27 protein-coding genes are annotated in these 26,911 nt (G+C 71.3%); 8 read left to right on the top strand and 19 right to left on the bottom strand.

Annotated elements, in window-relative coordinates; genetic code table 11:
• Window positions 1–45: 45 nt before the first annotated feature.
• The 4 genes from EXU32_RS00500 to pyrE all read right to left on the bottom strand — a co-directional run bounded on the left by EXU32_RS00500 (window position 46) and on the right by pyrE (window position 3,223).
• Window positions 46–867, bottom strand: coding sequence for a DUF1206 domain-containing protein (locus EXU32_RS00500; protein ID WP_242612841.1), 822 nt, complete (start codon window positions 865–867; stop codon window positions 46–48).
• Window positions 868–882: 15 nt separating this feature from the next.
• Window positions 883–1,674 (bottom strand): HAD family hydrolase, encoded by a 792-nt coding sequence (locus EXU32_RS00495; protein ID WP_130628138.1) that lies wholly within the window; start codon window positions 1,672–1,674, stop codon window positions 883–885.
• A 25-nt stretch (window positions 1,675–1,699) separates the two neighbouring features.
• Window positions 1,700–2,563 (bottom strand): siderophore-interacting protein, encoded by an 864-nt coding sequence (locus EXU32_RS00490; protein ID WP_130628137.1) that lies wholly within the window; start codon window positions 2,561–2,563, stop codon window positions 1,700–1,702.
• A 105-nt stretch (window positions 2,564–2,668) separates the two neighbouring features.
• Entirely contained in the window at window positions 2,669–3,223 is a 555-nt protein-coding gene (pyrE, locus tag EXU32_RS00485; protein WP_055990784.1) for an orotate phosphoribosyltransferase, read from the bottom strand.
• Window positions 3,224–3,522: 299 nt separating this feature from the next.
• Here pyrE and EXU32_RS00480 point away from each other — a divergent pair, with 299 nt between their 5' ends.
• On the top strand, window positions 3,523–3,981 hold the full coding sequence (locus EXU32_RS00480; protein ID WP_130628136.1) for a hemerythrin domain-containing protein: 459 nt from the start codon (window positions 3,523–3,525) through the stop codon (window positions 3,979–3,981).
• Between the two features lie 130 nt (window positions 3,982–4,111).
• Here the strand turns inward: EXU32_RS00480 and EXU32_RS00475 are convergent, their stop codons facing one another.
• Both EXU32_RS00475 and EXU32_RS00470 read right to left on the bottom strand, forming a co-directional pair.
• Window positions 4,112–4,876, bottom strand: a complete 765-nt coding sequence (locus tag EXU32_RS00475; RefSeq protein ID WP_130628135.1) for an SDR family NAD(P)-dependent oxidoreductase — start codon at window positions 4,874–4,876, stop codon at window positions 4,112–4,114.
• Complete coding sequence (locus EXU32_RS00470) at window positions 4,873–5,628, bottom strand: dienelactone hydrolase family protein (RefSeq protein WP_130628134.1); 756 nt, start codon at window positions 5,626–5,628, stop codon at window positions 4,873–4,875. The genes EXU32_RS00475 and EXU32_RS00470 overlap by 4 nt, the downstream gene beginning before the upstream one ends.
• A gap of 212 nt (window positions 5,629–5,840) precedes the next feature.
• Here EXU32_RS00470 and EXU32_RS00460 point away from each other — a divergent pair, with 212 nt between their 5' ends.
• Window positions 5,841–6,644, top strand: a complete 804-nt coding sequence (locus EXU32_RS00460; protein ID WP_130628133.1) for an exodeoxyribonuclease III — start codon at window positions 5,841–5,843, stop codon at window positions 6,642–6,644.
• On the top strand, window positions 6,641–7,525 hold the full coding sequence (locus EXU32_RS00455; protein WP_130628132.1) for an alpha/beta fold hydrolase: 885 nt from the start codon (window positions 6,641–6,643) through the stop codon (window positions 7,523–7,525). The genes EXU32_RS00460 and EXU32_RS00455 overlap by 4 nt, the downstream gene beginning before the upstream one ends.
• On the opposite strand, the gene EXU32_RS00450 is transcribed toward EXU32_RS00455, so the two are convergent.
• The 3 genes from EXU32_RS00450 to EXU32_RS00440 are packed head-to-tail and all read right to left on the bottom strand — an operon-like array spanning window position 7,487 to window position 11,006.
• Window positions 7,487–9,208, bottom strand: a complete 1,722-nt coding sequence (locus EXU32_RS00450) for an MFS transporter (RefSeq protein ID WP_165399523.1) — start codon at window positions 9,206–9,208, stop codon at window positions 7,487–7,489. The two genes, EXU32_RS00455 and EXU32_RS00450, sit on opposite strands and share 39 nt — an antisense overlap.
• Before the next feature lie 13 nt (window positions 9,209–9,221).
• The gene (locus EXU32_RS00445) at window positions 9,222–9,920 is read right to left on the bottom strand and encodes an LppX_LprAFG lipoprotein (RefSeq protein ID WP_130628130.1); all 699 of its coding nucleotides are present in this window, start codon (window positions 9,918–9,920) and stop codon (window positions 9,222–9,224) included.
• A 54-nt stretch (window positions 9,921–9,974) separates the two neighbouring features.
• Window positions 9,975–11,006 carry an FAD-dependent monooxygenase gene (locus EXU32_RS00440; RefSeq protein ID WP_130628129.1) on the bottom strand — a complete coding sequence of 344 codons (1,032 nt, stop codon included), beginning with the start codon at window positions 11,004–11,006 and terminating at the stop codon, window positions 9,975–9,977.
• Window positions 11,007–11,137: 131 nt separating this feature from the next.
• Here EXU32_RS00440 and EXU32_RS00435 point away from each other — a divergent pair, with 131 nt between their 5' ends.
• Complete coding sequence (locus EXU32_RS00435) at window positions 11,138–12,313, top strand: acyl-CoA dehydrogenase family protein (protein WP_130628128.1); 1,176 nt, start codon at window positions 11,138–11,140, stop codon at window positions 12,311–12,313.
• Window positions 12,314–12,315: 2 nt separating this feature from the next.
• Window positions 12,316–13,404: an acyl-CoA dehydrogenase family protein gene (locus tag EXU32_RS00430; protein WP_130628127.1), complete on the top strand. Its 1,089-nt coding sequence runs from the start codon at window positions 12,316–12,318 to the stop codon at window positions 13,402–13,404.
• A gap of 69 nt (window positions 13,405–13,473) precedes the next feature.
• On the opposite strand, the gene clpB is transcribed toward EXU32_RS00430, so the two are convergent.
• From clpB to EXU32_RS00415, 3 genes are all read right to left on the bottom strand, one after another.
• Window positions 13,474–16,041, bottom strand: a complete 2,568-nt coding sequence (gene clpB, locus EXU32_RS00425; RefSeq protein ID WP_130628126.1) for an ATP-dependent chaperone ClpB — start codon at window positions 16,039–16,041, stop codon at window positions 13,474–13,476.
• Between the two features lie 102 nt (window positions 16,042–16,143).
• Window positions 16,144–17,640: an LCP family protein gene (locus EXU32_RS00420; RefSeq protein WP_130628125.1), complete on the bottom strand. Its 1,497-nt coding sequence runs from the start codon at window positions 17,638–17,640 to the stop codon at window positions 16,144–16,146.
• Window positions 17,641–17,772: 132 nt separating this feature from the next.
• A complete protein-coding gene (locus tag EXU32_RS00415; RefSeq protein ID WP_130628124.1) occupies window positions 17,773–18,045 on the bottom strand; it encodes a ribonuclease E inhibitor RraB in 273 nt (90 codons plus the stop codon).
• Between the two features lie 62 nt (window positions 18,046–18,107).
• Between EXU32_RS00415 and EXU32_RS00410 the strand changes: the two genes are divergently transcribed.
• Together EXU32_RS00410 and EXU32_RS00405 are read left to right on the top strand one after the other, a co-directional pair.
• Window positions 18,108–18,572, top strand: a complete 465-nt coding sequence (locus EXU32_RS00410; RefSeq protein WP_130628123.1) for an SRPBCC family protein — start codon at window positions 18,108–18,110, stop codon at window positions 18,570–18,572.
• Window positions 18,573–18,621: 49 nt separating this feature from the next.
• The gene (locus EXU32_RS00405; RefSeq protein ID WP_130628122.1) at window positions 18,622–19,827 is read left to right on the top strand and encodes a cysteine desulfurase-like protein; all 1,206 of its coding nucleotides are present in this window, start codon (window positions 18,622–18,624) and stop codon (window positions 19,825–19,827) included.
• A gap of 154 nt (window positions 19,828–19,981) precedes the next feature.
• Here EXU32_RS00405 and EXU32_RS00400 read toward each other — a convergent pair whose 3' ends face one another.
• Window positions 19,982–20,548, bottom strand: coding sequence for a maleylpyruvate isomerase family mycothiol-dependent enzyme (locus EXU32_RS00400; RefSeq protein WP_130628121.1), 567 nt, complete (start codon window positions 20,546–20,548; stop codon window positions 19,982–19,984).
• Between the two features lie 140 nt (window positions 20,549–20,688).
• Between EXU32_RS00400 and EXU32_RS00395 the strand changes: the two genes are divergently transcribed.
• On the top strand, window positions 20,689–21,528 hold the full coding sequence (locus EXU32_RS00395; RefSeq protein WP_130628120.1) for an SGNH/GDSL hydrolase family protein: 840 nt from the start codon (window positions 20,689–20,691) through the stop codon (window positions 21,526–21,528).
• 160 nt (window positions 21,529–21,688) lie between these two features.
• Here EXU32_RS00395 and EXU32_RS00390 read toward each other — a convergent pair whose 3' ends face one another.
• The 6 genes from EXU32_RS00390 to dnaK form a co-directional block, all read right to left on the bottom strand.
• Complete coding sequence (locus tag EXU32_RS00390) at window positions 21,689–21,889, bottom strand: helix-turn-helix transcriptional regulator (protein ID WP_130628119.1); 201 nt, start codon at window positions 21,887–21,889, stop codon at window positions 21,689–21,691.
• Window positions 21,889–22,317, bottom strand: coding sequence for a hypothetical protein (locus EXU32_RS00385; RefSeq protein WP_130628118.1), 429 nt, complete (start codon window positions 22,315–22,317; stop codon window positions 21,889–21,891). The genes EXU32_RS00390 and EXU32_RS00385 overlap by 1 nt, the downstream gene beginning before the upstream one ends.
• A gap of 65 nt (window positions 22,318–22,382) precedes the next feature.
• Window positions 22,383–22,838: a heat shock protein transcriptional repressor HspR gene (locus EXU32_RS00380; RefSeq protein ID WP_130628117.1), complete on the bottom strand. Its 456-nt coding sequence runs from the start codon at window positions 22,836–22,838 to the stop codon at window positions 22,383–22,385.
• A gap of 46 nt (window positions 22,839–22,884) precedes the next feature.
• On the bottom strand, window positions 22,885–23,910 hold the full coding sequence (locus EXU32_RS00375; protein ID WP_130628116.1) for a DnaJ C-terminal domain-containing protein: 1,026 nt from the start codon (window positions 23,908–23,910) through the stop codon (window positions 22,885–22,887).
• 27 nt (window positions 23,911–23,937) lie between these two features.
• A complete protein-coding gene (locus EXU32_RS00370; RefSeq protein WP_130628115.1) occupies window positions 23,938–24,570 on the bottom strand; it encodes a nucleotide exchange factor GrpE in 633 nt (210 codons plus the stop codon).
• On the bottom strand, window positions 24,567–26,456 hold the full coding sequence (dnaK, locus tag EXU32_RS00365; protein WP_130628114.1) for a molecular chaperone DnaK: 1,890 nt from the start codon (window positions 26,454–26,456) through the stop codon (window positions 24,567–24,569). The genes EXU32_RS00370 and dnaK overlap by 4 nt, the downstream gene beginning before the upstream one ends.
• Between the last annotated feature and the right edge of the window lie 455 nt (window positions 26,457–26,911).

Here is a 26,911-nt window from a genome sequence, read left to right as displayed (position 1 = left end):
GGCCCTCCCCCTTCGTCGGGGCAACGGGTTTGCGGGCGAAGGGGGTCAGATCCGCTGGTGACGGGCCCGCGCGAAGCAGTACAGGCCGAAGGCCACCAGACCCACCGCGACGACGGTGAGCAGGTACGGGCCGAAGGGCTGGTCCCGCAGGCTCTTGAGCGCGCCGTCGAGGCCGGACGCCTGCGAGGACTGGTGCTGCACGGCAGCGATGACGAAGAAGGCACCGACGAGGGCGAGGACCGCTCCCTTCGCCGGGTAGCCGACCGTGCCCGAGCGGGTCGCCCAGGTGCCGGGGTCCTCCTCGAGGTCGTCGAGGAACTTGCGGGTCACGCCCTTGTACACGTGGTACCCGCCGACGGCGATGACCGCGACGCCGACCGCGCCGACGAGGAGCTGGCCGGCCGGTGCCTCCATGAGGGTGGCGGTGACGTCCTGCGAGGACTGCTCCGACGAGGAGGACGAGCCGGAGCCCATGGCGAACTTCGCCGCGGTCCAGGCGATCGCGCCGTAGACGACGGCCTTGCCGACCGCCTTGACCCGGTCGAGGACGCCGCTGTCGCCGAGCCTCGGCCCGATCGCCACGGTCAGCTGCCACAGGACGAGCGCGGCGAGGCCGATGACGATGACCCACATGAGGATCGTGCCGGCGGGGTTGCTCGCGAGCGTCGACAGGGCGCCGGACTGGTCGGCCTGGCCACCGCTGCCCCAGCCCACGCGGCCCGCGGTCCAGCCGAGCACGATGTGCAGCACCCCCGAGACGACGAAACCGGCGCGAGCCAGCGCCTCGAGGGCTGGATGGTCGCCGACCTTGCGGGCGGTGTCGCGCGCTGCGTCGCGGGCGTCGTCGATGTCAGGTGTGTGCTCCACGAGCACATCCTGCCCTCAGATCAGCGGTCGGAGTGCATCTGCGAGGCCGTCCTCGTAGACCGTCCCGGTCTGCTCGTCCGCGGCGGCGACGACCTCGGGTGGCGCATCACCCATCGCGACCCCCCGGGCGGCCCAGCGGAGCATCTCCAGGTCGTTGCGCTGGTCGCCGGCCGCGAAGGTCAGGTGCGGCTCGATGCCCAGCCGGCGGCGCACCAGCTCCAACGCCGAGCCCTTGGACACGCCCTCGGGGGCGAGGTCCAGCCACGCGGTGTAGCCGACGGAGTAGCTCACCCCGTGCAGCCCGATCCGCTCGACGAGCTCGAGGAAGTCCTCGCTCGCGGCCTCGGGGTCGTGGAAGGACACGCGGGTGGTCGGTGTGTCGACGAGCTGCTCGAAGGGGACGACGACCTGCTCGCCCATGAGCACGCCCTCGGGGTAGGGCTTGGCGACCTTGAAGCCGACCCCGACCTCCTCGACCGCGACGAGGATGTCCGGCGCGTGCTCCATGACGAGGGTGAGCGCCTCGCGGGGGTCGAAGGTGACCGTCTCGTCGATCCGATAGCCGTGCGGCTCAGCGGGATCCAGCTCGAGGGTGACGGCGCCGTTGGAGCAGACGGCCCACCCGTGGGACAGGTCGAGCATCTCCAGGACGGGTGTCGTGGCGACGACCGAGCGCCCGGTCGAGATGACGATGTGGTGGCCCGCGGCGGCGACCGCGCGGATCGCGTCGCGGGTGGCGGCTCGCAGCTCGCCGTCGTGGGTCAGGATCGTGCCGTCGACATCGAGGGCGACGAGGTGCGGCTCCATGGGCAGCACGCTATCCGGCCGGTGGTCAGCCGCGCGCGGCGCCCAGCTTCCAGTAGCCGGAGAAGGTGATCTGCCGCTTGTCCATGCCCTGCTGCACGAGATGGCGGCGAAGGGAGGTGGCCAGGCCCGACTCGCCGCAGAGCCACGCGTAGTCCAGGCCGGCGCTCGAGGCGGGCGACTCGGCGAGCGCAGCGAGGACCGCGGTGCCGGGGGCGGCGGAGCCGCGCAGGTGCACGACCACGTCGGTCGGGACGTCCATGCCGTCGAGCACGCTCGACGAGGGGACCTCGACGTGCGCCTCGACGCCCTCTCCGAGACCGGGCAGCCCACGGCGGGAGCGCTCCTCGAGGATCGCCAGGAGCGCCGGCAGTGCGGTCTCGTCGGCGACGAGGAGCTGACCCGGTTGGTCGAAGCTGGAGTACAGCGCTCCCCCGGAGCGGAACCCGGCGATGTCGCCGACCTGCACCGACGTCGCCCAGGCCGACCCGGGACCGGAGTCGCCGTGCGTCACGATGTCGACGTCGACCTCCCCTTCGCTCCGGCGGATGCTGCGGATCGTGTACCACCGCAGGCCGGGTTGCTCGTCCTCGGGCATCTCGCTGACGGCCGCGCGGACATTGCTGCGCTCCGGGTCGGGCAGGTGCAGGCGGCCGTCGGCGCCGGGCATGAGCAGGCCGAAGTACTCGTCGGGGCCGAGCAGCGAGTAGTCGCGGATCTCGGGTGCGCTCAGGGTGATCCGGCGCATCACGGGGTTGAGCTCGACGACCCGGGTGACCGTGACCTCGAACTGCGACTCCTCGGCGCGCTCCGCGTAGTCGGCCATCGTGCGGCGGGCGTACACGCGGGCGGCACCCAGGACCACGCGGTCCTTGAGCTCGGCGATCTTCATGGCTCTCCTGACAGCGGGGATGGCTGAAACTTAGGAGAGCCTAACTTAACCCGTGGCCGCTGGTCTGCATTGCCCTAGGGCAATGCAGACGGATCGGGCTGGGCCTCAGGCGAGCCCGAGCTCCTCGAGCCCGAAGACGTGGCGGTACTCCAGGCCGGCCTCGGCGAACTTGTCGGCGGCACCGGTCGCCCGGTCGGCGATCGTCGCGACGGCGACGACCTCGGCGCCCGCCTCACGGGCGGCGGTGGCGGCCTCGAGCGGCGAGTTGCCCGTGGTGGAGGTGTCCTCGACGATCAGGACGCGACGGCCCTTGATCGACGGGCCCTCGATGCGCTGCTGCAGGCCGTGCGCCTTGCCCGACTTGCGCACCACGAAGGCGTCCAGGCGCTCCCCCTTCGCCGCGGTGGCGTGGAGCATGGAGGTGGCGACCGGGTCGGCGCCCAGCGTCAGCCCGCCCACGGCGTCGAAGTCGAGGTCCGCGACGAGGTCGAGCATGACCCGCCCGACGAGTGGGGAGGCCTCGCCATCGAGCGTGATGCGGCGCAGGTCGACGTAGTAGTCGGCCTCGGCGCCGGAGGAGAGGGTCACGCGTCCGTGGACGATGGCCTTGTCCTTGACGATCTCGAGCAGGCGGGCGCGGTCGGCGGCGATGTCAGTCACGGGTCGATCCTCCCACGCTCGCTGCGCCCGCCTCCGACGACCGAACACGGCCCCGGTTACTTGCGGGTACGACGTGCACCTGTCGATCCGACCGCTTCGGGAACCCCGGAAAGCCAGCCTTCCGTCCGGGGACGCGTCGACAAGTGCACGTCGTACCCGCAAGTAGCTTTGCCGAGGCAGGGCTCGAGTCAGAGCTAAGGTGGCGCCAGCGTCGCGTGCCGGTGGCAGACCGTGTCAGGCATGGAGGCGCCGTACCGAAGGAGGACGTGCGATGCGCGTTTCCCACCCTTCGCCCTCCCGTGACTGAGGGCGACCAGACCAGGCTCGTGGCCTGGGCACATGAGCTGAGGGCGGTCCACGCCCGTCTGCGCGAGGCGCTCGACCTCGTGCGAGGGACCGGCGACGATCCCGAGGTGGCGCGGGACCTGCTGGTGTTCTGCCGCGGGTTCTGCACGGCCCTCACCCGTCATCACGAAGGGGAGGACCGGCACCTCTTCCCCGCGATCGCCGCCGAGCACCCCGACCTCGGCGACACCCTGCTCAAGCTGACGCAGGACCACTCGATGATGAGCCATCTCATCTCCGGGCTGGAGGCAGCGCTCGACCGGGACGAGCCACCCGAGAGGGTCCACACGCACCTCGAGGGCCTCGGCGCGATCATGGAGTCGCACTTCCGCTTCGAGGAGCGCGCGCTGCTCCACGTCCTCGAGACGCTGGACCTCGACGCCGACCTCACCGCCGCCCTCGGCCCCCTCTGAACCGCATCTCCTTAAGGTCGTGCGCATTTTTTTGCGCACGACCTTAAGGAGACGCGCACCTTTTGCGCACGACCTTAAGGAGACGCGCACCTTTTGCGCACGAACTCAAGGAGATGGGGGGAGGGGCAGCTCAGTTCTTGCGGTGCAGCGCGGTGACCCGCGGGTTGCGCAGCAGGCCCCGGGGCAGGTGGCGCACGAGGCCGACGACCGCCTTGTACTGCGGGCTCGGGACGGACACGACGCGGCCGCGCTCGGAGTCGGCGAGGGCCTGGCGGACGAGGTCGGGCGCGTCCAGCCAGAAGGGACCGGTGCGCTTCTTGTCGATCCCGGCCCGCTCGTGGAACTCGGTGCGCACGTAGCCGGGCAGCAGCGCGGTGACCCCGACCCCGCGCGGCGCCAGCTGTGCCGCGATCGACTCGCTGAAGGTGGTGACCCAGGCCTTCGACGCCGCATAGGTGCCGCTCGTGAGCAGCCCGGCGACGGACGAGACATTGAGGATCCGCCCGCTGCCCCGCTGGGTCATCGCTCCGGCGGCCGCGTGGCTGAGGACGAGGACCGCGCGCACGAGCACGTCGAGCAGCCGCTCCTCGTCCTCGACTGTCGTGTCGACGAAGGGAGATCCCAGCCCGTAGCCCGCGTTGTTGACCAGCAGGTCCACGGGTCGGGCCGGGTCGCGCAGCCGCTCGGCCACCCGCTCCAGCGCGGCCCGGTCGGACAGGTCGGCGGAGATCACCTCGACGGCCACGCCGTGGGCGGCAGCGAGCTCGGCGGCGAGCGCGTCCAGACGCGCGGTGTCGCGGGCGACGAGGACGAGGTCCTCCCCCTTCGTCGCGAGCTGGACGGCGAACTCGCGGCCGATGCCGGCGGTCGCGCCGGTGACGAGGGCGGTGCTCACGCTCGCAGCGTCCGCTCGAGGAGCTCGCGCAGCTCGCTGAAGTGCCGCTCCGCGCCCGCCTCCTGGTAGCTCGAGGTGTCGCTCATCGTGTAGCCGTGCGGGGCGTCCGGGTAGATCGCCGTGCGCGCCTCCAGCCCGTGCTCGGCCAGCGCCGCGTCGAGCCGCGCGACCATCTCCGGTGGCATCGAGCGGTCGTGGTCGGCGTGGCCGTAGACGAAGTCCGCCCGTGCGCTGCCCAGCGACAGGTGGGGGCTGTCCGGCTCGTCCGAGGCCACCTGCGCGCCGTGGAAACCACCGCAGGCAGCAGCGATGCTCGGGTCGACGCAGGCGGCCCGGGTCGCGTGCTTGGCGCCCATGCAGTACCCCGTGGTCCCGATGGGCCCGTCGGCGACGCCGGGCAGGGCGCGCAGCGCGGCGACGAAGGGAGCGACGTCCGCCTCGGTGCGTTCCTTGGTCAGCTCGGCCACCCGCGGGAAGCTCTTCTGCCCGTAGGCCGCCCGCTGGTCGGGGTCGGTGAGGTCGATGCCGGGCGGCGGCGACATCTCGGTCGCGGTCCCGAGCCGGTAGAAGGTGTTGGGCGCGAGCACGACATAGCCCCAGGAGGCGATGCGGTCGGCCATCTCCTCGATGCGGGGACGCAGCCCGATGGCATCCATCCACAGCAGGACTCCGGGGTGGGTGCCGTCGTCGGGCCGGGCGACGATCGCCTCGGCGGTGCCGTCGGCAGCAGGGATCTCGATGAGGGGTCGCATGCTGTCGACGCTAACGACCCGTCGCGGCCATGGCCAGACCCGAGGACTGGACCCGAGGGCTCAGCCCTGCTCCGCCGCCTGCTTCATGGCGGCGAGCCCCTTGCCGAAGTCCTTGCCGATCACCTTGTCGAAGAAGAGCGTGCCCATCAGGCCCATCACGGGGTTGTGGGTATGGGCTCAATGGTGTCAGTCCCGATGGCTAGGGTGGCGCCGTGCGCATCGCTACCTGGAACGTCAACTCCATCCGCTCCCGCGTCGACCGCGTCGAGGCCTGGCTGCAGCGCAGCGACGTCGACGTCCTGGCCATCCAGGAGACCAAGGCCAAGGAGGAGCAGTTCCCCCACGACCGCTTCACCGCCCTCGGCTACGAGGTGGCCCACCACGGCCTCAACCAGTGGAACGGCGTGGCGATCCTCTCCCGCGTCGGCCTCGAGGACGTGTCGATCGGCTTCGACGGCGACCCCGGCTTCGGCGACCCGGTCGCTCCCGAGGCGCGCTCGATCGGCGCGACCTGCGGCGGCGTGCGCGTCTGGTCGCTCTACGTGCCCAACGGCCGCACCCTCGACGACCCGCACATGGTCTACAAGCTCGCCTGGCTCGAGCAGCTGAGGCAGCGCGCGCTCGAGTGGTCCGCCGACGGCACCCCGACCGCGCTGTGCGGTGACTGGAATGTCGCGCCCCAGGACGAGGACGTCTGGTCGATGGAGTACTTCGCCGACAAGACCCACGTCTCGCCGCCGGAGCGCGCGGCCTTCAACGCCTTCCTCGAGTCCGGCTTCGTCGACGTCGCGCGCCCCCACACTCCCGGCCCCGGCACCTACACCTACTGGGACTACCAGCAGCTCGCCTTCCCCAAGAAGCGCGGCATGCGCATCGACTTCGTCCTCGGCTCGCCCTCCTTCGCCGCCCGGGTGAGCGGTGCGTCGATCGACCGCGAGGAGCGCAAGGGCAAGGGAGCGAGCGACCACGCCCCGGTCATCGTCGGCCTCGACGGTGACGAAGGGAGCGCCGCGTGACCTCGTCGTCCGGCCCCCGCCGCCTCACCGTGGACTCGCCCGACGGCGCGCGCATCGCGGTCCTCGACCACCCCGCCACGAGCGGGCAGGCACAGGGGCCCACCCTCGTCCTCGCTCACGGCTGGTGCTCGACCACCGAGGTCTGGGACCCGGTCGTCACCGAGCTCCAGCGCCGGCGCCCGGACCTGCGGGTGATCACCTACGACCAGCCCGGCCACGGCCGCTCGACCCCCGGCAGGGACCGGCAGGTCAGCCTGCTCGACCTCGGGGCCACCCTGCGCGAGGTCATCGCCGAGACTGCTCCCGAGGGCGATGTGGTCCTCGGCGGGCACTCGATGGGCGGCATGACGCTGATGGCGCTGGCCCAGGTCGACCCGGGCCTGGTGCACCGCCGCGTGCGCGGCGTCGCGCTCATCGGCACCGCCGCCCACCTCACCCGCCGGGCGATCCGCGGGGAGGCGCTCGCCATGAAGCTCCTCGGCGCCCTGCCGGCCAACGCCCGAGGCCTGCCCTCCACGGCCAGGCTCACGGCGGCCAACCTCTTCGGCCCGGACCCCGACCCGGAGGCGGTGCGCACGACCATGCGGATGACCACCCGCACCCGCGCCAATGTCGTCTCCGACTGGCACCGGGCGATCGCCGGGCTCGACTTCAGGGAGCACCTCGCCCCCTTCGCCGAGGTCCGCACCGTGGTCGTCACGGGACGGGTCGACCGGCTCACCCCGGTCTCCGCGGGGCGCCGGCTGGCCGCGCTCGTCCCCGGCGCGGACTTCTGGATGGTGCCGCACACCGGTCACATGGTCCTGCTCGAGGCGCCGGCGGTCATCGCCGACAAGATCGAGCTACTCCTCGACGCCGAACCCGCGAGCCAGCGAGCCTGAGCCCTCCCGGCGACGCACACCGAGGAAGACGAAGGCCACGAGGGCGCCCACCAGGGCCGCGCCGGCGGCACCGACGAAGACCGTGTGCACCTGCAGCAGCGCGGCGTCGAGCAGGGCCTGACCGCTCGTCTGCTGCTCGCGCGGCAGCGCCTCCACGGCCTGGTAGTAGCGGTGCAGCCCGACGCCGGTGAGCAGCGCGAGGCCGACGACCATGCCGACCATCCGCGCGACGACGACGAGGCTCGACGCCGTCCCGTGGGCGTGCTGCGGGGAGTCGGCGAGCGCCGCGTCGTTGACCGGCGCGAGCGCCATGCCCAGGCCGAAGCCGACGAGCGCGAGGGTGATCGTCGAGGTCACCTCGGTGAGCGAGCCGCGGTCCCAGCCCGACATGACGACCAGGCCGCCGGTCGCGAGCAGCAGCCCGACGCCAGCGGAGAGTCCGTCGCCGACCCAGCGCAGGATCCAGCCGCCGAAGAGCGCGCCGACGGGCACGGCGACGAGGAACTTGACCAGCTCCATCGCCGCGTCGGTCTGCGTGCCGGACGTGGTCAGCCGGGAGAAGAGCGGGGCGTCGGCGACCACCGAGACGAGCGCGACGCCGACGAGGAGCGAGACGAGCAGCGCCCACCCGGTGCGCCCACGGACCGTGCCGCGCGGGACGAGCGGCGAGGCCGCGGTCCGGTGGCGCCACACGTAGCCCAGAGCGGCGATGCCCGCGACGGGCAGCAGGGCGTAGCCGAGCGGCCCGACGACCTCGGACTCGGGGTCGGCCGAGGCGAAGGTCAGCACGATGCACCCGAGGACCGTGCCGAGCAGCAGCGCGCCGGGCAGGTCGCTCTCCCGCAGGGGCGGCCACCAGCGGCGGATCGTCAGGACGACGAGCAGCACGGCCAGGGCTGCGGTCACCGCCCCGATCGGGGTGAGCAGCCGGCTGTCCCCGGCGAAGGGCACGAAGGGCAGCCCGAGATAGACGTCCGACGCGAGCGAAGGGGGTGCCGCCAGCGTCAGCCAGAGCAGGCCCACCGTGAGCACCCCGAGCGCGGTGGTCACCACGCGAGGACGGGGACGGTCCTCCCCCTGGTTCCTGAGGAGGCCGCCCGCGGCCGTCTCGAAGGGCGCTCCACGGGTCACGAGGGCGATCGCGAGGAAGAGCAGGAGGCCGAGGACGACGTTGAGCCAGAAGATGGCCCGCCAGTCGGCGACCGCGAGGACGGCCGCGCCGAGGAGGGGGCCGAGGACGGAGCCGAGCTCCTGGACGGCGCCGACCATGCCGAGCGGCAGCCCCCGGCGCCCCGGGGGCCACAGGTCGGCGACGAGGGCCAGGGTCGCCGGGACCAGTCCCCCACCACCGATGCCCTGCACGACGCGGCCGGCGACGAGGATGTCGAGGTCGACGGCCAGCGCCGTGATGCCCGAGCCGACGACGAAGACGACGAGGCAGCCGAGCAGGATCCGCGAGCGCGAGATGACGTCAGCCAGGCGCCCGATGAGCGGCAGGACCGCGATGTAGCCGAGGAGGAACCCGGAGATGATCGGGGCCGCACGCTGCAGGTTGTCCAGGCCGAGCCCGACGCCGCTCATCATGTCGGTGAGCGCGAGGACGACGACATAGGTGTCCGCTGCGGCCAGCGCGACGGCCGTGGAGGCGAGCGCGAGCAGGGTCCGGGGGTTGGTCCCGGTCATGGGGCCGCCCACCTCAGGTGGCGGGCTTGTCGATCGTCACGCTCTTGCCGTAGTCCTTGAGCTTGAGCGTGAAGGTCGTCGGCGCCTCCTTGTAGAAGTCGCCGGAGATCTTCACCGTGCGCAGCTCGCCGCTCTCGGGCTCGATGGCATAGGTCACGTCGAAGGTGTCGCCACCCTCACCGAGGCCGAAGAGGCGCGTGATGTCCGCCTTGGGGAGCTTGCCGGTGTACTCCTGCAGGACGGTGTCGCCACTGCGGGTGCGCTCACCCACCACGGGGTCGGTCGTGTGGGCGATGACCTGGTCGACACCGCTGCCGGTGCGGAAGAACTCGGCCGGGTTGGGCGCGCCGAGGTCCTTCATGTCGACAGGGTTGAAGTCCTTGGTGAAGAAGGACATCCACGTCTTGGTGTCGATGGCGATGATCTCGACGCCGGCCGAGTTGCCGTCAATGACACCGGTGACCTGGCCCTGGAACTTGGGGGTCGTCTTGTCGATGACACCGGAGCCCTGCGCCGCGCTGACGCCGTTGCGGCCCTTGGGCAGCGCCGACTGCTTGAGGTCGAAGCCCACCGTGCCGGCGTCGACGAAGGTCGTGCGGGCCGTCTCGAGGGCCTGCTTCGGTGGGGTCGCGTCCCCGGAGCCCGAGCACCCGGCGGCCAGGCCGAGGGTGAGGACGAGGGGCACGGCGGCAAGGAGTGGACGTCGTCGCATGTCGGCCAACCTAACCGCTGACGGGTCGCTCGTGCCCGACCTGTGTCCTCCCCCTCAGGAGAGGCTCCCCGCAGCGCGCAGCAGCGCGTCCCGCGCGGGAGCGGCACGGCGTGTCGTCGCGGCGCGCAGCCCGACGGAGGCCGCGGTCCGCAGGACCTGTCCGCGCAGGTGGCGGCGCCTGCTGAAGGCGCGGGGCGCTCCCTTCGTCCCGTGGCGGTGGACCATCGCGGCGAGGGCGAGCGCGTCCTCGAGCGCCTCGTTGGCGCCGCGACCGAGGTTGGGGCTCATCGCGTGGGCCGCGTCGCCGATGAGGACGAGACGGTCGTCGGCGCTGGTGCGCAGGCGCGGTGCGAGCAGGATGCGCTGGGCGTCGGCCTGCCCACCGACGGCTGCGAGGACCTCGCGGGTGCGCGGGTCCCAGTCGGCGAAGTGGCCGCGGGCCAGGGCGAGTGCCTCGGCCGGGTCCACGGTGGCGCCACGGCCACCGCGCACCGCGCAGAACCACGCGGCACCCTGCGGTCCCGGCGTCGTGCCGAAGAGACCGCCCGGCCCCCACCACTCGGTGGCGGTGCGCTCGGGCGGTCCGGGCAGGTGCCCGCGCAGCGCGATCCAGTCGGTGACGACCGGCGCCGTCCCCGCCCAGGCGTGCTGACGGACGGCCGAGCGCACGCCGTCCGCGCCGACGACGAGGTCGGCGCCGACCTGGGTGGCGAGGGCCCGCGGGTCCGTGACCTGCTGCGTCAGGCGTGAGAGCGAAGGGGGCAGGGCCGCCTCGAGCGCCGCCATCAGCTCCGCGCGTGGGGTGAACCACAGGGAAGCAGCGATGTCGTGCAGGTCCCGGCCGGCGGCATCCCGCAGGACGGCCCGCTCTGCTGGGAGGGAGGCCGAGCGGGTCCGCTCCCCCACGCCGAGGTCGTCGAGGGCGACCCGGCCGCTGCGCCACATGGCGAGCACCGTGCCGGCGCCGGCCCGTTCGGGCCGCTCCTCCACGAGGGTGACGTGGACGCGGCGCGGGTCGAGGGCGGCGGCGAGCGCCAGCCCGGCGACGCCGCCACCGACGACCAGGACGTGTTCGCGAGTCCGCACGCCCCCAGCCTGCCAGCCCGGGCGCCGAGTCGGCCGGGCGAGCCCTCCCACGGGCCGGGAGAGATGCGTGCCTGGGCAAAGAATCTCCTGAACCCATGTTCAACTCGTCGCCCGGTCGCTAGTTTGGCGTCATGCAACGACGCCTCTCTGCGGACGAGTCCGCCTTCCAGCAGCGCATGCGGGACTACTTCAGCCGGGAGTTCCCCGCCCATCTCCGTGAGAAGGGCACCACTGGCGAGAAGCTCACACCAGAGGACATCCGCCTCAGCCAGTCGACGCTCGCCGCAGCGGGCCTGGCCACGCCCGGGTGGCCCACCGAGTGGGGAGGCCAGGACTGGACCCCGCTGCAGATGTTCATCTGGAACAGCGAGCTGCAGGCGGCCGGCGTGCCGCCGCCGCTGCCCTTCAACACCTCGATGGTCGGCCCGGTCATCGCCACCTTCGGGTCCGAGGAGCTCAAGGAGCGCTTCCTCCCCGGGACGGCGACCGCCGAGATCTGGTGGTGCCAGGGCTTCTCCGAGCCGGGTGCCGGCTCCGACCTCGCGGCGCTGCGCACGACCGCCGTCCGTGAGGGCGACGAGTACGTCGTCAACGGTCAGAAGACCTGGACCACCCTCGGCCAGCACGCGGACTGGATGTTTGCCCTCGTCCGCACCGACCCCGATGCCCCCAAGAAGCAGGCCGGCATCTCCTTCATCCTGCTCGACATGAAGAGCGAAGGGATCACGGTCCGCCCGATCCGCACGATCGACGGCGATGTGGAGGTCAACGAGGTCTTCTTCGACAATGTCCGCGTCCCTGCCGCCCAGCTCGTCGGCGAGGAGAACCGCGGGTGGGACTACGCCAAGTTCCTCCTCGGCAACGAGCGTGTCGGCGTGGCCAACACCGGCCAGATCAAGCGCTGGCTCGCCGAGCTCAAGGAGCACGCACAGCAGGTGCGGCTCGGTGACGGGAGCCTCCTGGACGACTCGGCCGTCGCTGCCCGCTTCGTCGACCTCGAGTCGCAGCTCATGAGCCTGGAGCTGACCGCCGTCCGGGTCTCCGGCGGCTCCGAGGACGGTCGTCCCAACCCGGCCTCGTCGATCCTCAAGCTCTGCGGCTCGCAGCTGCAGCAGGACGTCCTCGAGCTGGCTGTCGACATCAGCGGCCCCATGGCCATGGTCTGGGACGCGCTCGAGTCCGTGCCCGACTGGGCCGCGCGCAGTGTCCCGACCTACCTGAACTACCGCAAGGCGACCATCTACGGCGGATCCAGCGAGGTCCAGCGCGGCATCGTCGCGGCCACCATTCTTGGACTGAAGGGCTGACCATGGACTTCTCCCCCACCGACGAGCAGCAGGCTCTCGCCGAGGCCGTCCGCGGCACACTCCGACGGTACGGCTCCCCCGCCGCCGAGCGAGGCGAGTCCGGAGCACCCTCCGGCCATGATGACGCGCTCTGGCAGAGCCTTGTCCAGGCCGGTGTCCCGGCCCTCGTGTGGGCCGAGGAGGACGGTGGCATGGGCGCCGGCTTCACCGACGTCTCGGCTGCCGCCACCGAGCTGGGCCGGGCCCGCCTGCAGGTGCCGCTCGCCGAGACGATCGTCGCCGGCTCGCTCATCGCCTCCCTCGCGTCCGACGCCGTGCGCCGTGAGGTCCTCGGCGGCCTGTCGGAGGGCACCGCGCTGCCCATCCCGGCACTCGCCGAGCCGCTACGCGCCTGGTCACCGCAGCCGACGGACGTCGTCGCGAGCGGGTCGGGCGATGCCTGGACCCTCACCGGGACCAAGGCCCCTGTGCTCTACGCCCCGGACGCGACCCATCTGGTCGTGACCGCTGCGACGGACGCCGGTACCGGCGTCTTCCTCGTGACGGCTCTGGAGGCGGCGAAGGCCGAGGTCGTCCTCGACGGCACGTCAGCGACCCTGCTCGCGCAGGGTGAGGCTGCTGACAGCGCCATCAGCGAGGCTCTCGCCCTCGGTGGCGTCGTGCTGTGCGCCGAGGCGGTCGGCGCGATGGAGGAGGCCCTGCGCCTCACGACCGACTACCTCGACACGCGGACCCAGTTCGGTCGCAAGCTGGCCAGCTTCCAGACTCTCACGCATCGCGCAGCCGACATGTACGCGCAGCTCGAGCTCGCGCGCAGCGCAACCCTCTATGCCGCGATGGTCGCGGACGAGAGTCCCGTCGACATCGACCACGTCCTGCGGGCCCGGCTCGTCGTGGACCGCGCGGCCCGACTCGTCGGCCAGGAGGCCATCCAGATGCACGGGGGCATCGGTGTCACGGCAGAGCACCCCGTGAGCCACCTGACCGCGCGGCTCACCGCCATCACTCGCACGTGGGGCGACCGCCGCACCCAGCAGGCCGAGCTCGCCACCCGGATCGCGGACCACCGCAGTGTCGAGGTCCTCGGGTGACCTGAGGGCGGTCGACGCGGCGCGGCGCCCTCCCCGGCCTGCGGTGGAGGGCGCCGCAGCGTCCGGTCCTCAGCGAAGGGCGAGTCCGCCCCCTTCGTCATCACGGTCGACGACGACGGTCGACCCGTCGCGCACCTGCCCGGACAGCAGGCCGGTGGCCAGCCGGTCACCGATCTCCTTCTGCACCAGCCGGCGCAACGGCCGCGCACCGTAGGCCGGGTCGTAGCCGGTGTCGGCCAGCCACTGTCGAGCGGCCGGCGTGACCTCCAGGTCGATGCGGCGGTCGGCCAGACGGCCGCCCAGCTCGCGCACCTGCAGATCGACGATGTGGCCGAGCTCGTCACGGCTGAGCGCGTCGAAGATGACGATCTCGTCGAGCCGGTTGAGGAACTCCGGCTTGAAGGCCTGCCGCACGACCCCCATGACCGACTCGCGGCGAGCCTCCGCCTCGATCAGCGGGTCCGTGAGGAACTGGCTGCCGAGGTTGGAGGTCATCACGAGGATGACATTGCGGAAGTCGACCGTGCGGCCCTGACCGTCGGTCAGGCGACCGTCGTCGAGGACCTGCAGCAGGATGTCGAAGGTCTCCGGGTGTGCCTTCTCCACCTCGTCGAGCAGGACGACCGAGTACGGCCGACGGCGCACGGCCTCGGTGAGCTGACCGCCCTCCTCGTAACCGACATAGCCCGGAGGCGCACCGATGAGGCGCGCGACCGCGTGCCGCTCGGCGTACTCCGACATGTCGATGCGCACCATCGCCTTCTCGTCGTCGAAGAGGAAGTCGGCCAGGGACTTGGCCAGCTCCGTCTTGCCAACACCTGTGGGCCCGAGGAAGAGGAAGGAGCCCGTCGGACGATTGGGGTCGGCGATGCCGGCCCGCGAGCGGCGCACCGCGTCGGAGACCGCACGCACGGCACCGGTCTGGCCGATGAGGCGCGAGCCGATGATCGACTCCATGCTCAGCAGCTTCTCCGACTCGCCCTGCAGCAGACGTCCTGCGGGGATGCCGGTCCACGCCGAGATGACCTCGGCGATGTCGTCGGCGCCCACGCGCTCCTTGACCATCAGGTCGGTGTCGTCACGGACCGCCTCGGCCTCGCTGGCCTGAGCGAGCTGGCCCTCGAGCGTGGGGATCTCGCCGTAGAGCAGGCGCGAGGCGCCCTCGTAGTCGCCGTCGCGCTGCAGCCGGTCGGCCTGCGTGCGCAGGTCGTCCAGCCGGGCCTTGAGCTCACCGACCGCGTTGAGGCCGGTCTTCTCCGACTCCCAGCGGGCGGTGAGGCCGGCCAGCTCCTCGGACTTGTCCGCGAGGTCCTTGCGCAGCCGCTCCAGCCGCTCCTTGGACGCCTCGTCGGTCTCCTTGGCCAGGTGCAGCTCCTCCATCTTCAGCCGGTCGACGGCACGCTGCAGCTCGTCGATCTCGACCGGGCTGGAGTCGATCTCCATGCGCAGTCGCGAGGCCGCCTCGTCGACGAGGTCGATGGCCTTGTCGGGCAGCTGGCGACCGGTGATGTACCGGTCGGACAGCGCGGCAGCCGCGACGAGTGCGGAGTCCTCGATGGCCACCTTGTGGTGGGCCTCGTAGCGCTCCTTGAGCCCGCGCAGGATCGCGATCGTGTCCTCGACGCTCGGCTCACCGACGAAGACCTGCTGGAAGCGACGCTCCAGTGCGGGGTCCTTCTCGATGTGCTCGCGGAACTCGTCGAGCGTCGTCGCGCCGACCAGCCGCAGCTCGCCGCGGGCGAGCATCGGCTTGAGCATGTTGCCCGCGTCCATCGCGCCCTCGCCGGACGCACCGGCGCCGACGACCGTGTGGAGCTCGTCGATGAAGGTGACGACCTCCCCTTCGCTCGCCTTGATCTCCTCGAGCACGGCCTTGAGCCGCTCCTCGAACTCGCCGCGGTACTTGGCCCCCGCGACCATCGCACCGAGGTCCAGGCTCACGAGGCGCTTGCCGCGCAACGACTCCGGCACGTCGCCGGAGACGATCCGCTGGGCCAGCCCCTCGACGACGGCGGTCTTGCCGACGCCGGGCTCGCCGATGAGGACGGGGTTGTTCTTGGTCCGGCGCGAGAGCACCTGGACGACTCGACGGATCTCGGCATCGCGGCCGATGACCGGGTCGAGCTTGCCGTCACGGGCCATCGCGGTGAGGTCGGTGCCGTACTGCTCCAGAGCCTCGCCCCCTTCGGCCGGGGTCTCCGAGGTGACCTTGCGGCCGGCGCGCAGCTCCTCGACCTTGGTCTCCATGTCCGTGGCGCCCCGCTTCTCCACCGCGGCCAGGTGGCCGGTCTCGGCGAGGGCGAGCAGCAGCAGGTCGAGGGCGAGGAAGTCGTCGCCCTTGGCCCGCATCAGCGTGTCGGCCTGCTGGAGGACGGTCAGGAGCTCACGCCCGAGCGAAGGGGGCTGAGCCGCACCACTCGTGGTGGGCAGGGACGCGACCTGGGCGTCCGCCTGGGCGAGCACGTGCGGCGCGCCGGTCCCGGCCGCCTGCAGGAGGGTGTCGCACTGCGGGGTGTCGAGCTGCACGAGCGCGCTCACGAGGTGCGCAGGGGTCACCTCGGGGTGCCCCTGCGTCTGGGCGGATCGCTGGGCCAGGGCAAGCGCCTCGGCCACCTTGGTGGTGGGCTTGAAGTCCATGACTCTCCTCTACGGCTGGCGGGTGATCGCTGTCTGGATCAACCTCGCCAGAGTTGAGTCTATTCCGCTCAACTCTGGTCGTCGTGGTGCCCGCTGCCCGCGTCAGCAGCTGGAGGTGATGTCGCTCAGCTCGTCGCCCTTCGTCGTGGTCGAGGTCGAGGGCGGTGTCGTCGTGCTGGAGGTGCTCTTCTTCGACGTCGGCGAGCTCTTGCTCGGCTTCGGCTCGGGCGGGTTGATCGCGTCGAAGACCATGGCGTGGATCTTGGCGTAGTCCGGCCGGTTGACGTTGATGTTCTTGTTGGTCAGCGGCAGCGACTTGATGCTGCCGCCCTTCTGGATCCGCTGGACCAGCTCCGCCCAGGCCTTGAGGTCCTGCTGCGGGATGTCGACGGTGACATTGTCCTGGAGGGTCCGGGCCAGCGCCGGGTAGCGCACGAGCATCGAGGTCGGGTTGACCTGGTTGAGCAGCGCCCCGACCATGCAGCGCTGACGACGCATCCGGGAGAAGTCACCGTCCCTGGAGTCGGCGCGGGAGCGGGAGTACCAGAGGGCGTGGTACCCGTCGAGCTCCTGGACACCGGGCTCGATGTAACCGGTGGTGCCGACGACGACCCCGCCCTCGATCTTGCAGCCGATGCAGACCCGCTCCTTGACGTCGACGGTGACCCCGCCCATCGCGTCGACGAGCTGGGTGAAGCCCTCGAGGTTGATGACGGTCGTGTAGTCGATGGGCAGGCCGAGGATCTGCGAGGCCGCGTCCTTGGTGGCGGCGAGCCCCGGGTTGACGTCGGACGGGAAGAGGTCGGCGTTGTCCTGGCCCAGGGTCCAGACGTACTCCATGAGGCACTGGTCCCCGCAGTTGTACCCGTCGGGGTACTTCTGCGACAGCGGGTTGTCCTTGGAGAAGGGGATGTTCTGCAGGTTGCGCGGGATCCCGAAGAGGACCGTCTCGCCGGTCTGGGTGTTGATGCTGGCGACCATGAGGGAGTCCGGTCGGATGCCCACGCGGTCCGCGCCGGCGTCGGAGCCGACGAGCATGATGTTGACCCGGTCGGTGCCGGCCCATGGGTCGTTGCCCTCACCCGGGCCGGTGGCCCCGTCGGGGCGGAGCTGGTCGAAGACGCTGCCGATCAGCGAGCGTTGGATGACGGCGTACCGGACCGACTGGGCTGCCGGCGCGAAGATCAGCAACGCGGCCAAGGCGGCGAAGACGACCATCGCGACCTTGGGGCGTCCGACCGCCGACTCGGGCAGGTTGTCCCGCGCAGTCGCGATGATGCCCCAGATCCAGATGATCGCCCCGATGATCACGACGGGGATGAGGATCATCAGCGCTCGCCGGCTCACACCGACGCTGATGACCGAGGAGGTCACCCCCTTCGCCAGGGCGTAACCCAGCACCACGAGGACCGTGAGGGCGAAGCCGGAGAGGATCGCCACGCCGGTCCGGCGACGGCTCGGGATGAGACCCAGACCCGGCAGGATCGTGCTGGCGGCCGTCAGGGAGTAGAAGCGTCTGGCCTGGCGCGACTTGCGCCGGGCGAGGATTCCTCGCTCACCGAGGCCACGGGGACTCTCGGGGGTCTCGCTCTGGGCCACGGGTGCCAACCTCCGATATCGGGTACCCGTGGACACGACGCAGACATCCGTGGGTGGTGTTCACGACATCGTGACACAAAAGAGACCCCTGACTGCAAACTGCCGAAGGGAGGCAGCGTCGCCTCGGACTGCTCAGCCGCGGGCAGTCGGGTCCGGGTCGTACCAGCCGTCGTGCTCCTCGGCGAGGGCCTGGAAGCGCTCGCGCAGGCCTGACTCGACGGCTCCCGACTCGTCGGCGACCATGTCCTCGCGCACGTGGACGGCCCACTCGTGGTCCTCGCCGTCGTCCTCGCCCGCCAGTGCCTCGCGCACGACCCTCACCTCGGTGAAGCCCTCGTCGCGCAGGTCGTCGGCGATGCGGTCGGCATCGTCATGGTCGGGGAAGACCATCAGGTGCTCGGTCATGTCACCAGCCTGCCACGACGCCCGGGTTGACGCCGGTCGTGCGGCGTGGTGTCGTCGAAGACATGGCACAGGAACGAAAGATCACTGTCCAGCGCACCATCGACGCGCCCGCCAAGGACGTCTTCGAGATGCTCACCAACCCCGAGCGGCACGCAGAGCTCGACGGGTCCGGCTTCGTCCGGTCGGACGAGAAGAGCGACCGCATCCAGGCGGTCGGCGACGTCTTCATGATGAACATGACCGGAGAGCACATGGGTGGCGAGTACCAGACGGACAACCACGTCACGGCCTTCGACCCCAACAAGATGGTCGGGTGGAAGACCGCGCCTGCCGGCACGGAGCCGCCCGGGTGGGAGTGGCTGTGGGAGCTGGAGCCACAGGGACCCGACAGCACCCTCGTCACCCACACCTACGACTGGAGCGGTGTCACCGACCAGGCCCTGCTCGACAAGGTCGGCTTCCCCCTCGTCACGCAGGACCAGCTCGAGGACACCCTCGGTCGGCTCGCGGCCGCCGTGAGCGGCTGACGCGGAGCGCCGCCTCCCGCGCGGTGGTGGCGACCGGCATGATCGACCCATGTCCCTCGACGTCGCCGCGCTCCGCGCCCGCTTCCCCTCGTTGACCTCCGGCATCGCCCACTTCGACGGGCCGGGCGGCACCCAGACCCCGACCGAGGTCGGGTCGGCGATCGCGGCCACCCTCACCGGGCCGCTGTCCAACCGCGGCACGTCCGTGGCCAGCGACCGCAACGCCGAGAGCACGGTGGCCAGCTTTCGCTCGGCGATCGCCGACCTGCTCGGCGCCCATCCGGGCGGGATCGTCTACGGCCGCAGCGCCACCCAGCTCACGTACGACATCTCCCGAGCCTTGGCGAAGGGGTGGGGACCCGGTGACGAGGTCGTCGTCACCGAGCTCGACCACGACTGCAACGTCCGGCCCTGGGTGCAGGCGGCGGAGTCCGTCGGCGCCACCGTGCGGTGGTTGCGCCTCGACCCGACCACCGCCGAGCTGGACCTGCGCGACCTCGACGACGTCGTGGGCGAGCGCACCCGCCTGGTCGCGGTGACCGGAGCGTCCAACCTGCTCGGGACGATGCCACCCGTCGCCCGGATCGCCGCGCGGGCGCACGCCGTCGGCGCGCTGGTCCACGTCGACGGGGTCCACCTCACCGCGCACTCGCACATCGACGTGACCGCGATGGGCGCCGACCTCTTCGTGTGCTCGCCCTACAAGTTCTTCGGCCCGCACTGCGCTGCCCTGGCCGCCGACCCCGCCCTGCTGGAGACCCTGCGCCCGGACAAGCTCCTGCCCTCGACCGATGTGGTCCCGGAGCGCTTCGAGCTCGGGACGCTGCCCTACGAGATCATGGCCGGCGCGACTGCGGCGGTCGACGTCATCGCGTCGCTGGCCCCGGGCGACGGCACGCGCCGTGAGCGGCTGGCCGTGGCGCACGCGCTCGTCCACGAGCACGAGCACGCCCTGCGTCAGCGGATCGAAGCCGGCCTGGCCGAGCTCGGCGACCAGGTCACCGTGCACTCACGCGCGCAGCAGCGCACGCCCACGCTCTTCTTCACCTTCGCCGATCGGGATGCTCGCGAGGCCGCGGCCTTCCTCGCCGAGCGCGACGTGCTCGCGCCGGCCGGGACCTTCTACGCGCACGAGACCTTCCGCGCGCTCGCGCCCGGCGTCGACCTCGGGATGCGGGTCGGCGCCGCGCCCTACACCGACGACAGCGACGTGGACCGGTTGCTCGGGGGGCTCACGGACTTCCTGGGGCGCTGACCTGACCGCACGACCTTAAGGAGATGCGCGTCCTTGCCGCACGACCTTAAGGAGATGCGCATATTGCCGCACGCCGGTCGGGGCGCTGACCCCTCGAGACGGCCGCGAACGGCCTCCTCAGGGATCAGGACGACCCGAGCGGCCTCCTCAGGGATCAGCGGGGGTCGCGGCCGGTGAGCGCGAGCGCCTGGTCCTGGCGGGAGGCGTCGGTGCCCACCTCGACGGCCGGCCCGCACACTCCCTCCCCACGGATGTGCTCGCCGAAGCCGGCGATCGCCGTCTCGACCTGCTCGAGCTCGCGCTCGGAGAAGTCCACCGGGACGCCCGCGGCCTGGCCGATGTCCCACCGGTGCACGATCAGGTCGAAGCCGAAGAACTGGTCGAAGGCCGCCCCCACCGTCGACGTCCCGAAGGGCGTCCCGTAGGCGCGCTCCGCCAGGGTGTCGTCGGCGAGCTGCCGGGCGACCGCCTCGGCGTGGGTCCGCCACGCGGTGGCCGGGCCGAGGGCCGCGACGGTCGGCGCCGGATCGGGCAGGTCGGCGCCGGCCTTGAGCAGGAAGTCGCGCTGGGTGTCGATGAGGTGCTGGACGACGTCGAGGCCCGACCAGCCCTCGCACGGGCTGGAGCCCTCGAGCGAGCGAGGGTCGGTCACGTCGATCAGACGCATGAGCGGGGTGTTCTTGCGGTCGAAGACGGACGCGGCATCACGAGGGAGGGGCATGGCCACAGCCTGCCAGCGCCGTCCGACAACCGCCACGGGCTCCTCCCTTCGTCCGGCGGGTGAACACTCGACGGCGAGATGGCGAAGGGAGCGCCGCGCCCCTTGATCCGCCCCCGGCACCGGGCGAGCATGACGACGACATGAGCAGGCTCTTCGTCGCGGTCGGCGACTCCTTCACCGAGGGTGTGGGCGACCCACACCTCCACTACCCCAACCAGGTCCGCGGGTGGGCCGACCGGCTGGCCCGGCAGCTCGGACGCGCGGACCCGACGTGGCGCTATGCCAACCTCGCCATCCGCAGCAAGTTCCTCGACCAGGTCGTCGCCGACCAGCTGGAGCCTGCCCTCGCGCTGGACCCGACGCACATCTCCTTCTGCGCCGGTGGCAACGACCTGCTCGCCCTGCGCGCCGATGTCGACGGCATCGCCGACCGCTACGAGCAGGCTCTGCTGCGGCTCGTCGGGTCCGGCGCCGAGGTCATCGCCTTCACGACCTTCGTGCCGCGGGCGAGCGGGCTGCTCAAGCCGCTGGTCCGCCGGGTCGACGCCTTCAACGCAGCCATCCGCGATCTCGCCGCGACGCACGACGTGACCCTCGTCGACCACGACGCGATGCGCGAGTTCGACGACAGGGGCCTGTGGGCACTCGACCGGATCCACCTGTCCCGACCCGGCCACAAGCGGATGGCTGCCCAGGTGGCCCAGACGCTCGGGGTGCCGCACACCCTCAAGCTGAGCGACCTCGTGCCCCCCGACCGGCTCGGATGGCGGCACGCGATGCGGGGCGAGGCGGAGTTCGTCCGCGACGAGGTGATCCCGCTGGTGCGCAGGCGGCTGCGCGGCGCCTACGAGGGTGACACCACGCGACCCAAGTGGCCCGAGCCGATCCACCCGGCCGACGGCATGAAGCGCCTGGCGGCCGAGCAGGCTGCGATCGAGCGGCGCCTACGCGAGTGGGGCGAGGTGCTCGAGCGGCTGTGAGTCCCGCCTGCCCGGGCGGCACAGTGCCCTCGGCCGGCGCTCCGGCCGTGACTCGCACGGTGAATCACCGCGGGGACCGGGTCTCTCGCCACGAGGTGTCGATTCACCACATGAGTCACGGCCGGAGGCGTCGGAGCAGCACCTGATCTCTCGTCCGGCCTCAGTCGGCGAGATCCGGCCGGAAGATCTCCTCGATCGTGCAGCCGAAGGTCGTCGCGATACGGAAGGCGAGCGGCAGGCTCGGGTCGAAGCGGCCGCGCTCGATGGAGATCACCGTCTGCCGCGAGACGCCCAGCGCCTCGGCCAGTCGCGCCTGCGACCACCCGAGCTGCGCGCGGCGGTCCGCGAGGTCGTTGTCCATCAGGACTCGCGGCGGGAGATGACGGCGTAGCGCAGTACCGAGTCGAGGCCCGCGCCGGCGACGACCGCCAGCAGGACCAGCCCACCCGGCACGTCGAGGTCCAGGACGGAGGTCAGCGTCAGCGCCACCCCGGCGGCGATGACGAGGTCGACGAAGGCTCCCGCGCAGGCCCGCTCCACCCAACGGGCCTCGACGCTGTCCTCCACGTGCGGGTCCGGCTGCACGGTGTGCCCCGCGACGAAGACCAGCCACCCCAGGGCAACGGCCGGGCCCAGCGTGCAGACGGCGAAGACGACTGCCACGAGCCAGAACTCGTCGCTGCGCACCCAGCCGGCCACAGCCCCGGCCGCGAGAGAGACAGAGAGCGCGGCCAGCCCTGCCTTGGCGTACGCCGCCGACGGTGCCGTGGGTCGAGTTGTCGTGGTCATGAGCCCCCCTGTGGTCAAGTCTGCTTTACAAGGATGAGTAAAGCACGCTTGACGGTGCGAAGGGGTCAGCCCCGGCTGCGTGGCTCCCACACGACGAGCGCCTGCCCGCCGGTGCGAGGGCGCGGTCGCTGGCCGTGGCGCAGCGCGACGATGTCGCCCTGCGACCCGACGGCGAAGAACCGCCGCCCCTGCCCGAGGGCCTCGCGCGCGGTGTCGAGCTCGTCGTCCAGCTCGGCCACGCGGGCGCGCAGCGCCTCGACCTGCGTCTCGAGCGCGAAGATCCGCGAGATCGCCCCGAGCGAGACGCCCTCCTCCTGGGAGAGCCGCTGCACCTCGCGCAGCCGGGTGACGTCAGCGGCGCTGTAGCGCCGGCCTCCGCCCCGGGTGCGCGAGGGCGTCACGAGACCGATGCGGTCGTACTGACGCAGGGTCTGCGCGTGCATCCCCGCGAGGTCGGCGGCGACGGAGATGACGAAGACGGGCGTGTGGTCGTCACCGCTCAGTCCGGAGATCCGTGCCATCGTGCCCACCTTCCTTCGTCATCGGTGTCGTCGAGTCTGCCGCGGGTCAGGCGGTCGCGTCGGAGGTCAACGTCGCCCGCGGGTCGTCGGTGCGCGCGTCACGCAGCACCTCGACGGCCTCGCGCTCGGCGTCGCTGAGCTCGGTCGGCACGACGATCTGCACCTTGGCGAGCAGGTCGCCCGTGGCGCTCTTGGTCGCGATGCCGCGCCCCTTGAGCCGCAGGACGCGACCACTCGGGGTGCCCGGCGCGATGCGCACCTTGACCTGCGACCCGTCGAGGGTCGGCACGGCCACGGTGGCACCCAAAGCGGCCTCGGCGAAGGTCACCGGCAGGTCGATCGTCAGGTTGACCCCGTCCCGCCCGTAGACCGAGTGCTTGCCGACGGACACGGTGAGGATCAGGTCGCCGCGATCAGCACCGTTGTCACCGTGGGCGCCCTTGCCGCGCAGGCGGATCTTCTGCCCGTCCTTGACGCCGGCGGGGACCTTGGCGTTGACCTTCTCGCCGTTGACGCTCAGCGAGATGGTGCGTCCCTCGACCGCGTCGCGGAAGGACAGCTCGGTCTTCGCCGTGAGGTCCTGGCCCTTGACCGGGCCGCGCGGCGCGCGGAAGCCGGCGCCCTGCCCGCCGAAGCCGGCAGCGCCGCCACCCCCACCAAACATCGACAGGATGTCCTCGAGGTCGGGCTCACCGCCCCCACCCCCAGCGAAGGGGGAACCGCCACCGGCGCCGTAGCGCACCCGGGAGCCGCCCCCTCCCCCGCCGAAGGCGGAGAAGATGTCCTCGAAGCCCGCGCCCCCGCCCTGGCCGCCGGCGGTGAATCGGGCACCGCCGCCGGCCATCGAGCGGATCGCGTCGTACTCACGACGCTGCTCCGGGTCGGAGAGCACGGCCTGCGCCTCACCGACGTCCTTGAACTTCCGCTCGGCCGCGGCGTCCCCTTCGTTGCGGTCGGGGTGGTACTGCTTGGCGAGCTTGCGGTAGGCCTTCTTGATCTCGCCCTCGTCGGCGTCCTTGCTGACGCCGAGCACGGCGTAGAAGTCCTTGTCCAACCAGTCCTGACTGGCCATGTCTCTCCTCCTCTCGGATCTGCTGCGTTACTGCGGGTCGGCGACGGCCACGCGGGCGGCCCGCAGGACGCGCTCGCCGGCCCGGTAGCCGGGCTGGAGCACCGTGACGACCGTGGTGGCCGTCGCGTCGCTCGGGAGCTCGGCGTCGGAGGCGTCCCACTCGATGTGCATGAGCGCCTCGTGGACGTTGGGGTCGAAGACCTCGCCCTTGACGCCGACGCGCTCCAGACCGTGCTTGCCCAGGGTCAGCTCGAGCTTGTCGGCGATCGCGCGGAAGGGGCTGCCCTCAGGCAGGTCCCCGTGCTGCTCGGCGAGGTGGATCTCGTCGAGCACCGGCAGGAGCGCCTCGAGCACGTCGTGGGCGGCCCGCGTCTTGTGCACCGGGAGGTCCCGGTCGACGCGGCGCTTGTAGTTGACGTACTCGGCCTGCAGGCGCAGGTAGTCGTCCTGGAGCTGGTCGGCGCGGGCCGTGTCGGGGTGGGCCTCCGCCTCTGCGGTGACCTCCTCGGCGACGGGAGCATCGCTCCCTTCGCCCCCGGCCGGGGTGGCCTCGGGCTGCTCGCCCGAGACCACCTCGGCGTCGACGACCTGCTCCTCGCCCTCGGGCTGCGCGGCGTCCGCGCTCACCTCGGGGTCGATCGGCTGGTTGGGGTCGGTCACTTCTTCTCCTCGTCGTCGGCGTCGTCGACGACCTCGGCGTCGACGATGTCGTCGTCACCCTCGGGGGCGGGCTGCTCGGCGCCGTCTGCACCGGGAGCGCCACCCTCGCCCTGCTCCGCGGTGGCCGCGTAGAGGGCAGCGCCCATCTTCTGCGACTCCTCGTTGAGGGTGTCGACCTTCTTGGTGATGTCCTCGACGCTCGCGCCGGACTCCGGCTTGAGGGCCTCCTTGAGGTCGGTCAGGGCGTCGTCGACGGGCTTGCGCTGCTCGTCGGTCAGCTTGTCGCCGGACTCGCCGAGGAACTTCTCGGTGGAGTAGACGAGGTTCTCGCCGTTGTTGCGGGCCTCGGTCTCCTCGCGGCGGGCCTTGTCCTCGTCGGCGTGCGCCTCGGCCTCCTTGACCATGCGCTCGATCTCCTCCTTGGACAGCGCGGAGCCGCCCGAGATGGTGATCTTCTGCTCGACGCCGGTGCCGCGGTCCTTGGCGGTGACGTGGACGATGCCGTTGGCGTCGATGTCGAAGGTGACCTCGACCTGCGGCACGCCACGCGGCGCCGGCGCGATGCCGGACAGCTCGAAGGTGCCGAGGTTCTTGTTCTGCTGGGCGATCTCGCGCTCACCCTGGAAGACCTGGATCAGCACGGACGGCTGGTTGTCCTCGGCGGTGGAGAAGACCTCGGAGCGCTTGGTCGGGATGGCGGTGTTGCGCTCGATGAGCTTGGTGAAGAGCCCACCCTTGGTCTCGATGCCGAGGGACAGCGGCGTGACGTCGATGAGCAGGACGTCCTTGCGCTCGCCCTTGAGGACACCGGCCTGCAGTGCCGCGCCGAGCGCGACGACCTCGTCCGGGTTGACGCCCTTGTTGGGGGCCTTGCCACCGGTGAGCTTGGTGACGAGCTCGCTGACGGCCGGCATGCGGGTGGAGCCACCGACGAGGACCACGTGGTCGATGTCGGAGAGCTGGACGCCCGCGTCCTTGATGACGTTCTCGAAGGGAGCCTTGGTCCGGTCCAGCAGGTCCTTGGTCATCTGCTCGAAGTTGGCGCGGGAGAGCGACTCGTCGAGGTGGATGGGGCCGTTCTCGCCCATGGACAGGTACTGCAGGTTGATCGAGGTGTTGGAGCTGGAGGAGAGCTCCTTCTTGGCCTGCTCCGCGGCGTCGCGCAGACGCTGCATCGCGATCTTGTCGTTGGACAGGTCCACGCCGGTGTTGTTCTTGACCTGGGTCAGCAGGTGCCCCACGACGCGCTCGTCCCAGTCGTCACCACCGAGCTGGTTGTCACCGGAGGTGGCACGCACCTGGATGGTGGAGAAGCCGTCCTCGGGGTCCTTGCCGACCTCGAGCAGGGAGACGTCGAAGGTACCGCCACCGAGGTCGAAGACGAGGATGAGCTCGTCCTCCTTGCCCTTGTCGAGGCCGTAGGCCAGGGCGGCGGCGGTGGGCTCGTTGACGATGCGCAGGACGTTGAGGCCCGCGATCTCACCGGCCTCCTTGGTGGCCTGGCGCTCGGCATCGTCGAAGTAGGCGGGGACGGTGATGACCGCGTCGGTCACGTCCTCACCGAGGTAGGACTCGGCGTCGCGCTTGAGCTTCTGCAGCGTGCGCGCGCTGATCTCCTGCGAGGTGTACTTCTTGCCGTCGATGTCGTCGGTGGTCCAGTCGGTGCCCATGTGGCGCTTGACGGACCGGAGGGTGCGGTCGGCGTTGGTGACGGCCTGACGCTTGGCGACCTCACCGACGAGGACCTCGCCGCCCTTGGTGAAGGCGACGACGGAGGGGGTCGTGCGACCACCCTCGGCGTTCGCGATGATCGTGGGCTCGCCACCCTCGAGGACGGCGACGGCAGAGTTGGTGGTTCCGAGGTCGATGCCAACGGCACGGGCCATGGGGCGCTCCTTTGATCGGGTGTCGGGGCGGTTCACCCCGGCGGAGTTGAGTTGCTTGCACTCAACCTAGGAGGCGGGTCTGACATTGCGCAAATCCGAGTCCCAAAAGTTGAGTTCATCTGGCTCAACTATGGACGAAGGGGGTTTGTTCCCGCGCGTTGCGATGAGCGGCAGCTGCGCGTCGTGCCTCTCTGCGGTCCTCGAGCTCGCTCACGATGAGCCGTTCGCGGCGGATGAGTGGGTCCGCCGAGTGGTGCACCGCACCGTCCGGCCGAGGCGGACGAGCCGGCAGTGCCCGCACGGTGTCCTCCAGCCGCGCCAGCTCCGCGATCAGCTCCCGGACCGACAGATGCGAGACCGCCCCCGCACATCCCCCATCCATCATCGAGATCACCACGCCCTCCGTCGCCTGTGTGTGGTTCTGCCACTCTCACGACGACCGGTCCAGCGGAGAC

The organism is Janibacter limosus, assembly GCF_004295485.1.
In the GTDB taxonomy this organism is placed as follows: domain Bacteria; phylum Actinomycetota; class Actinomycetes; order Actinomycetales; family Dermatophilaceae; genus Janibacter; species Janibacter limosus_A.
This window is presented reverse-complemented; position numbering and strand designations above follow the sequence as displayed.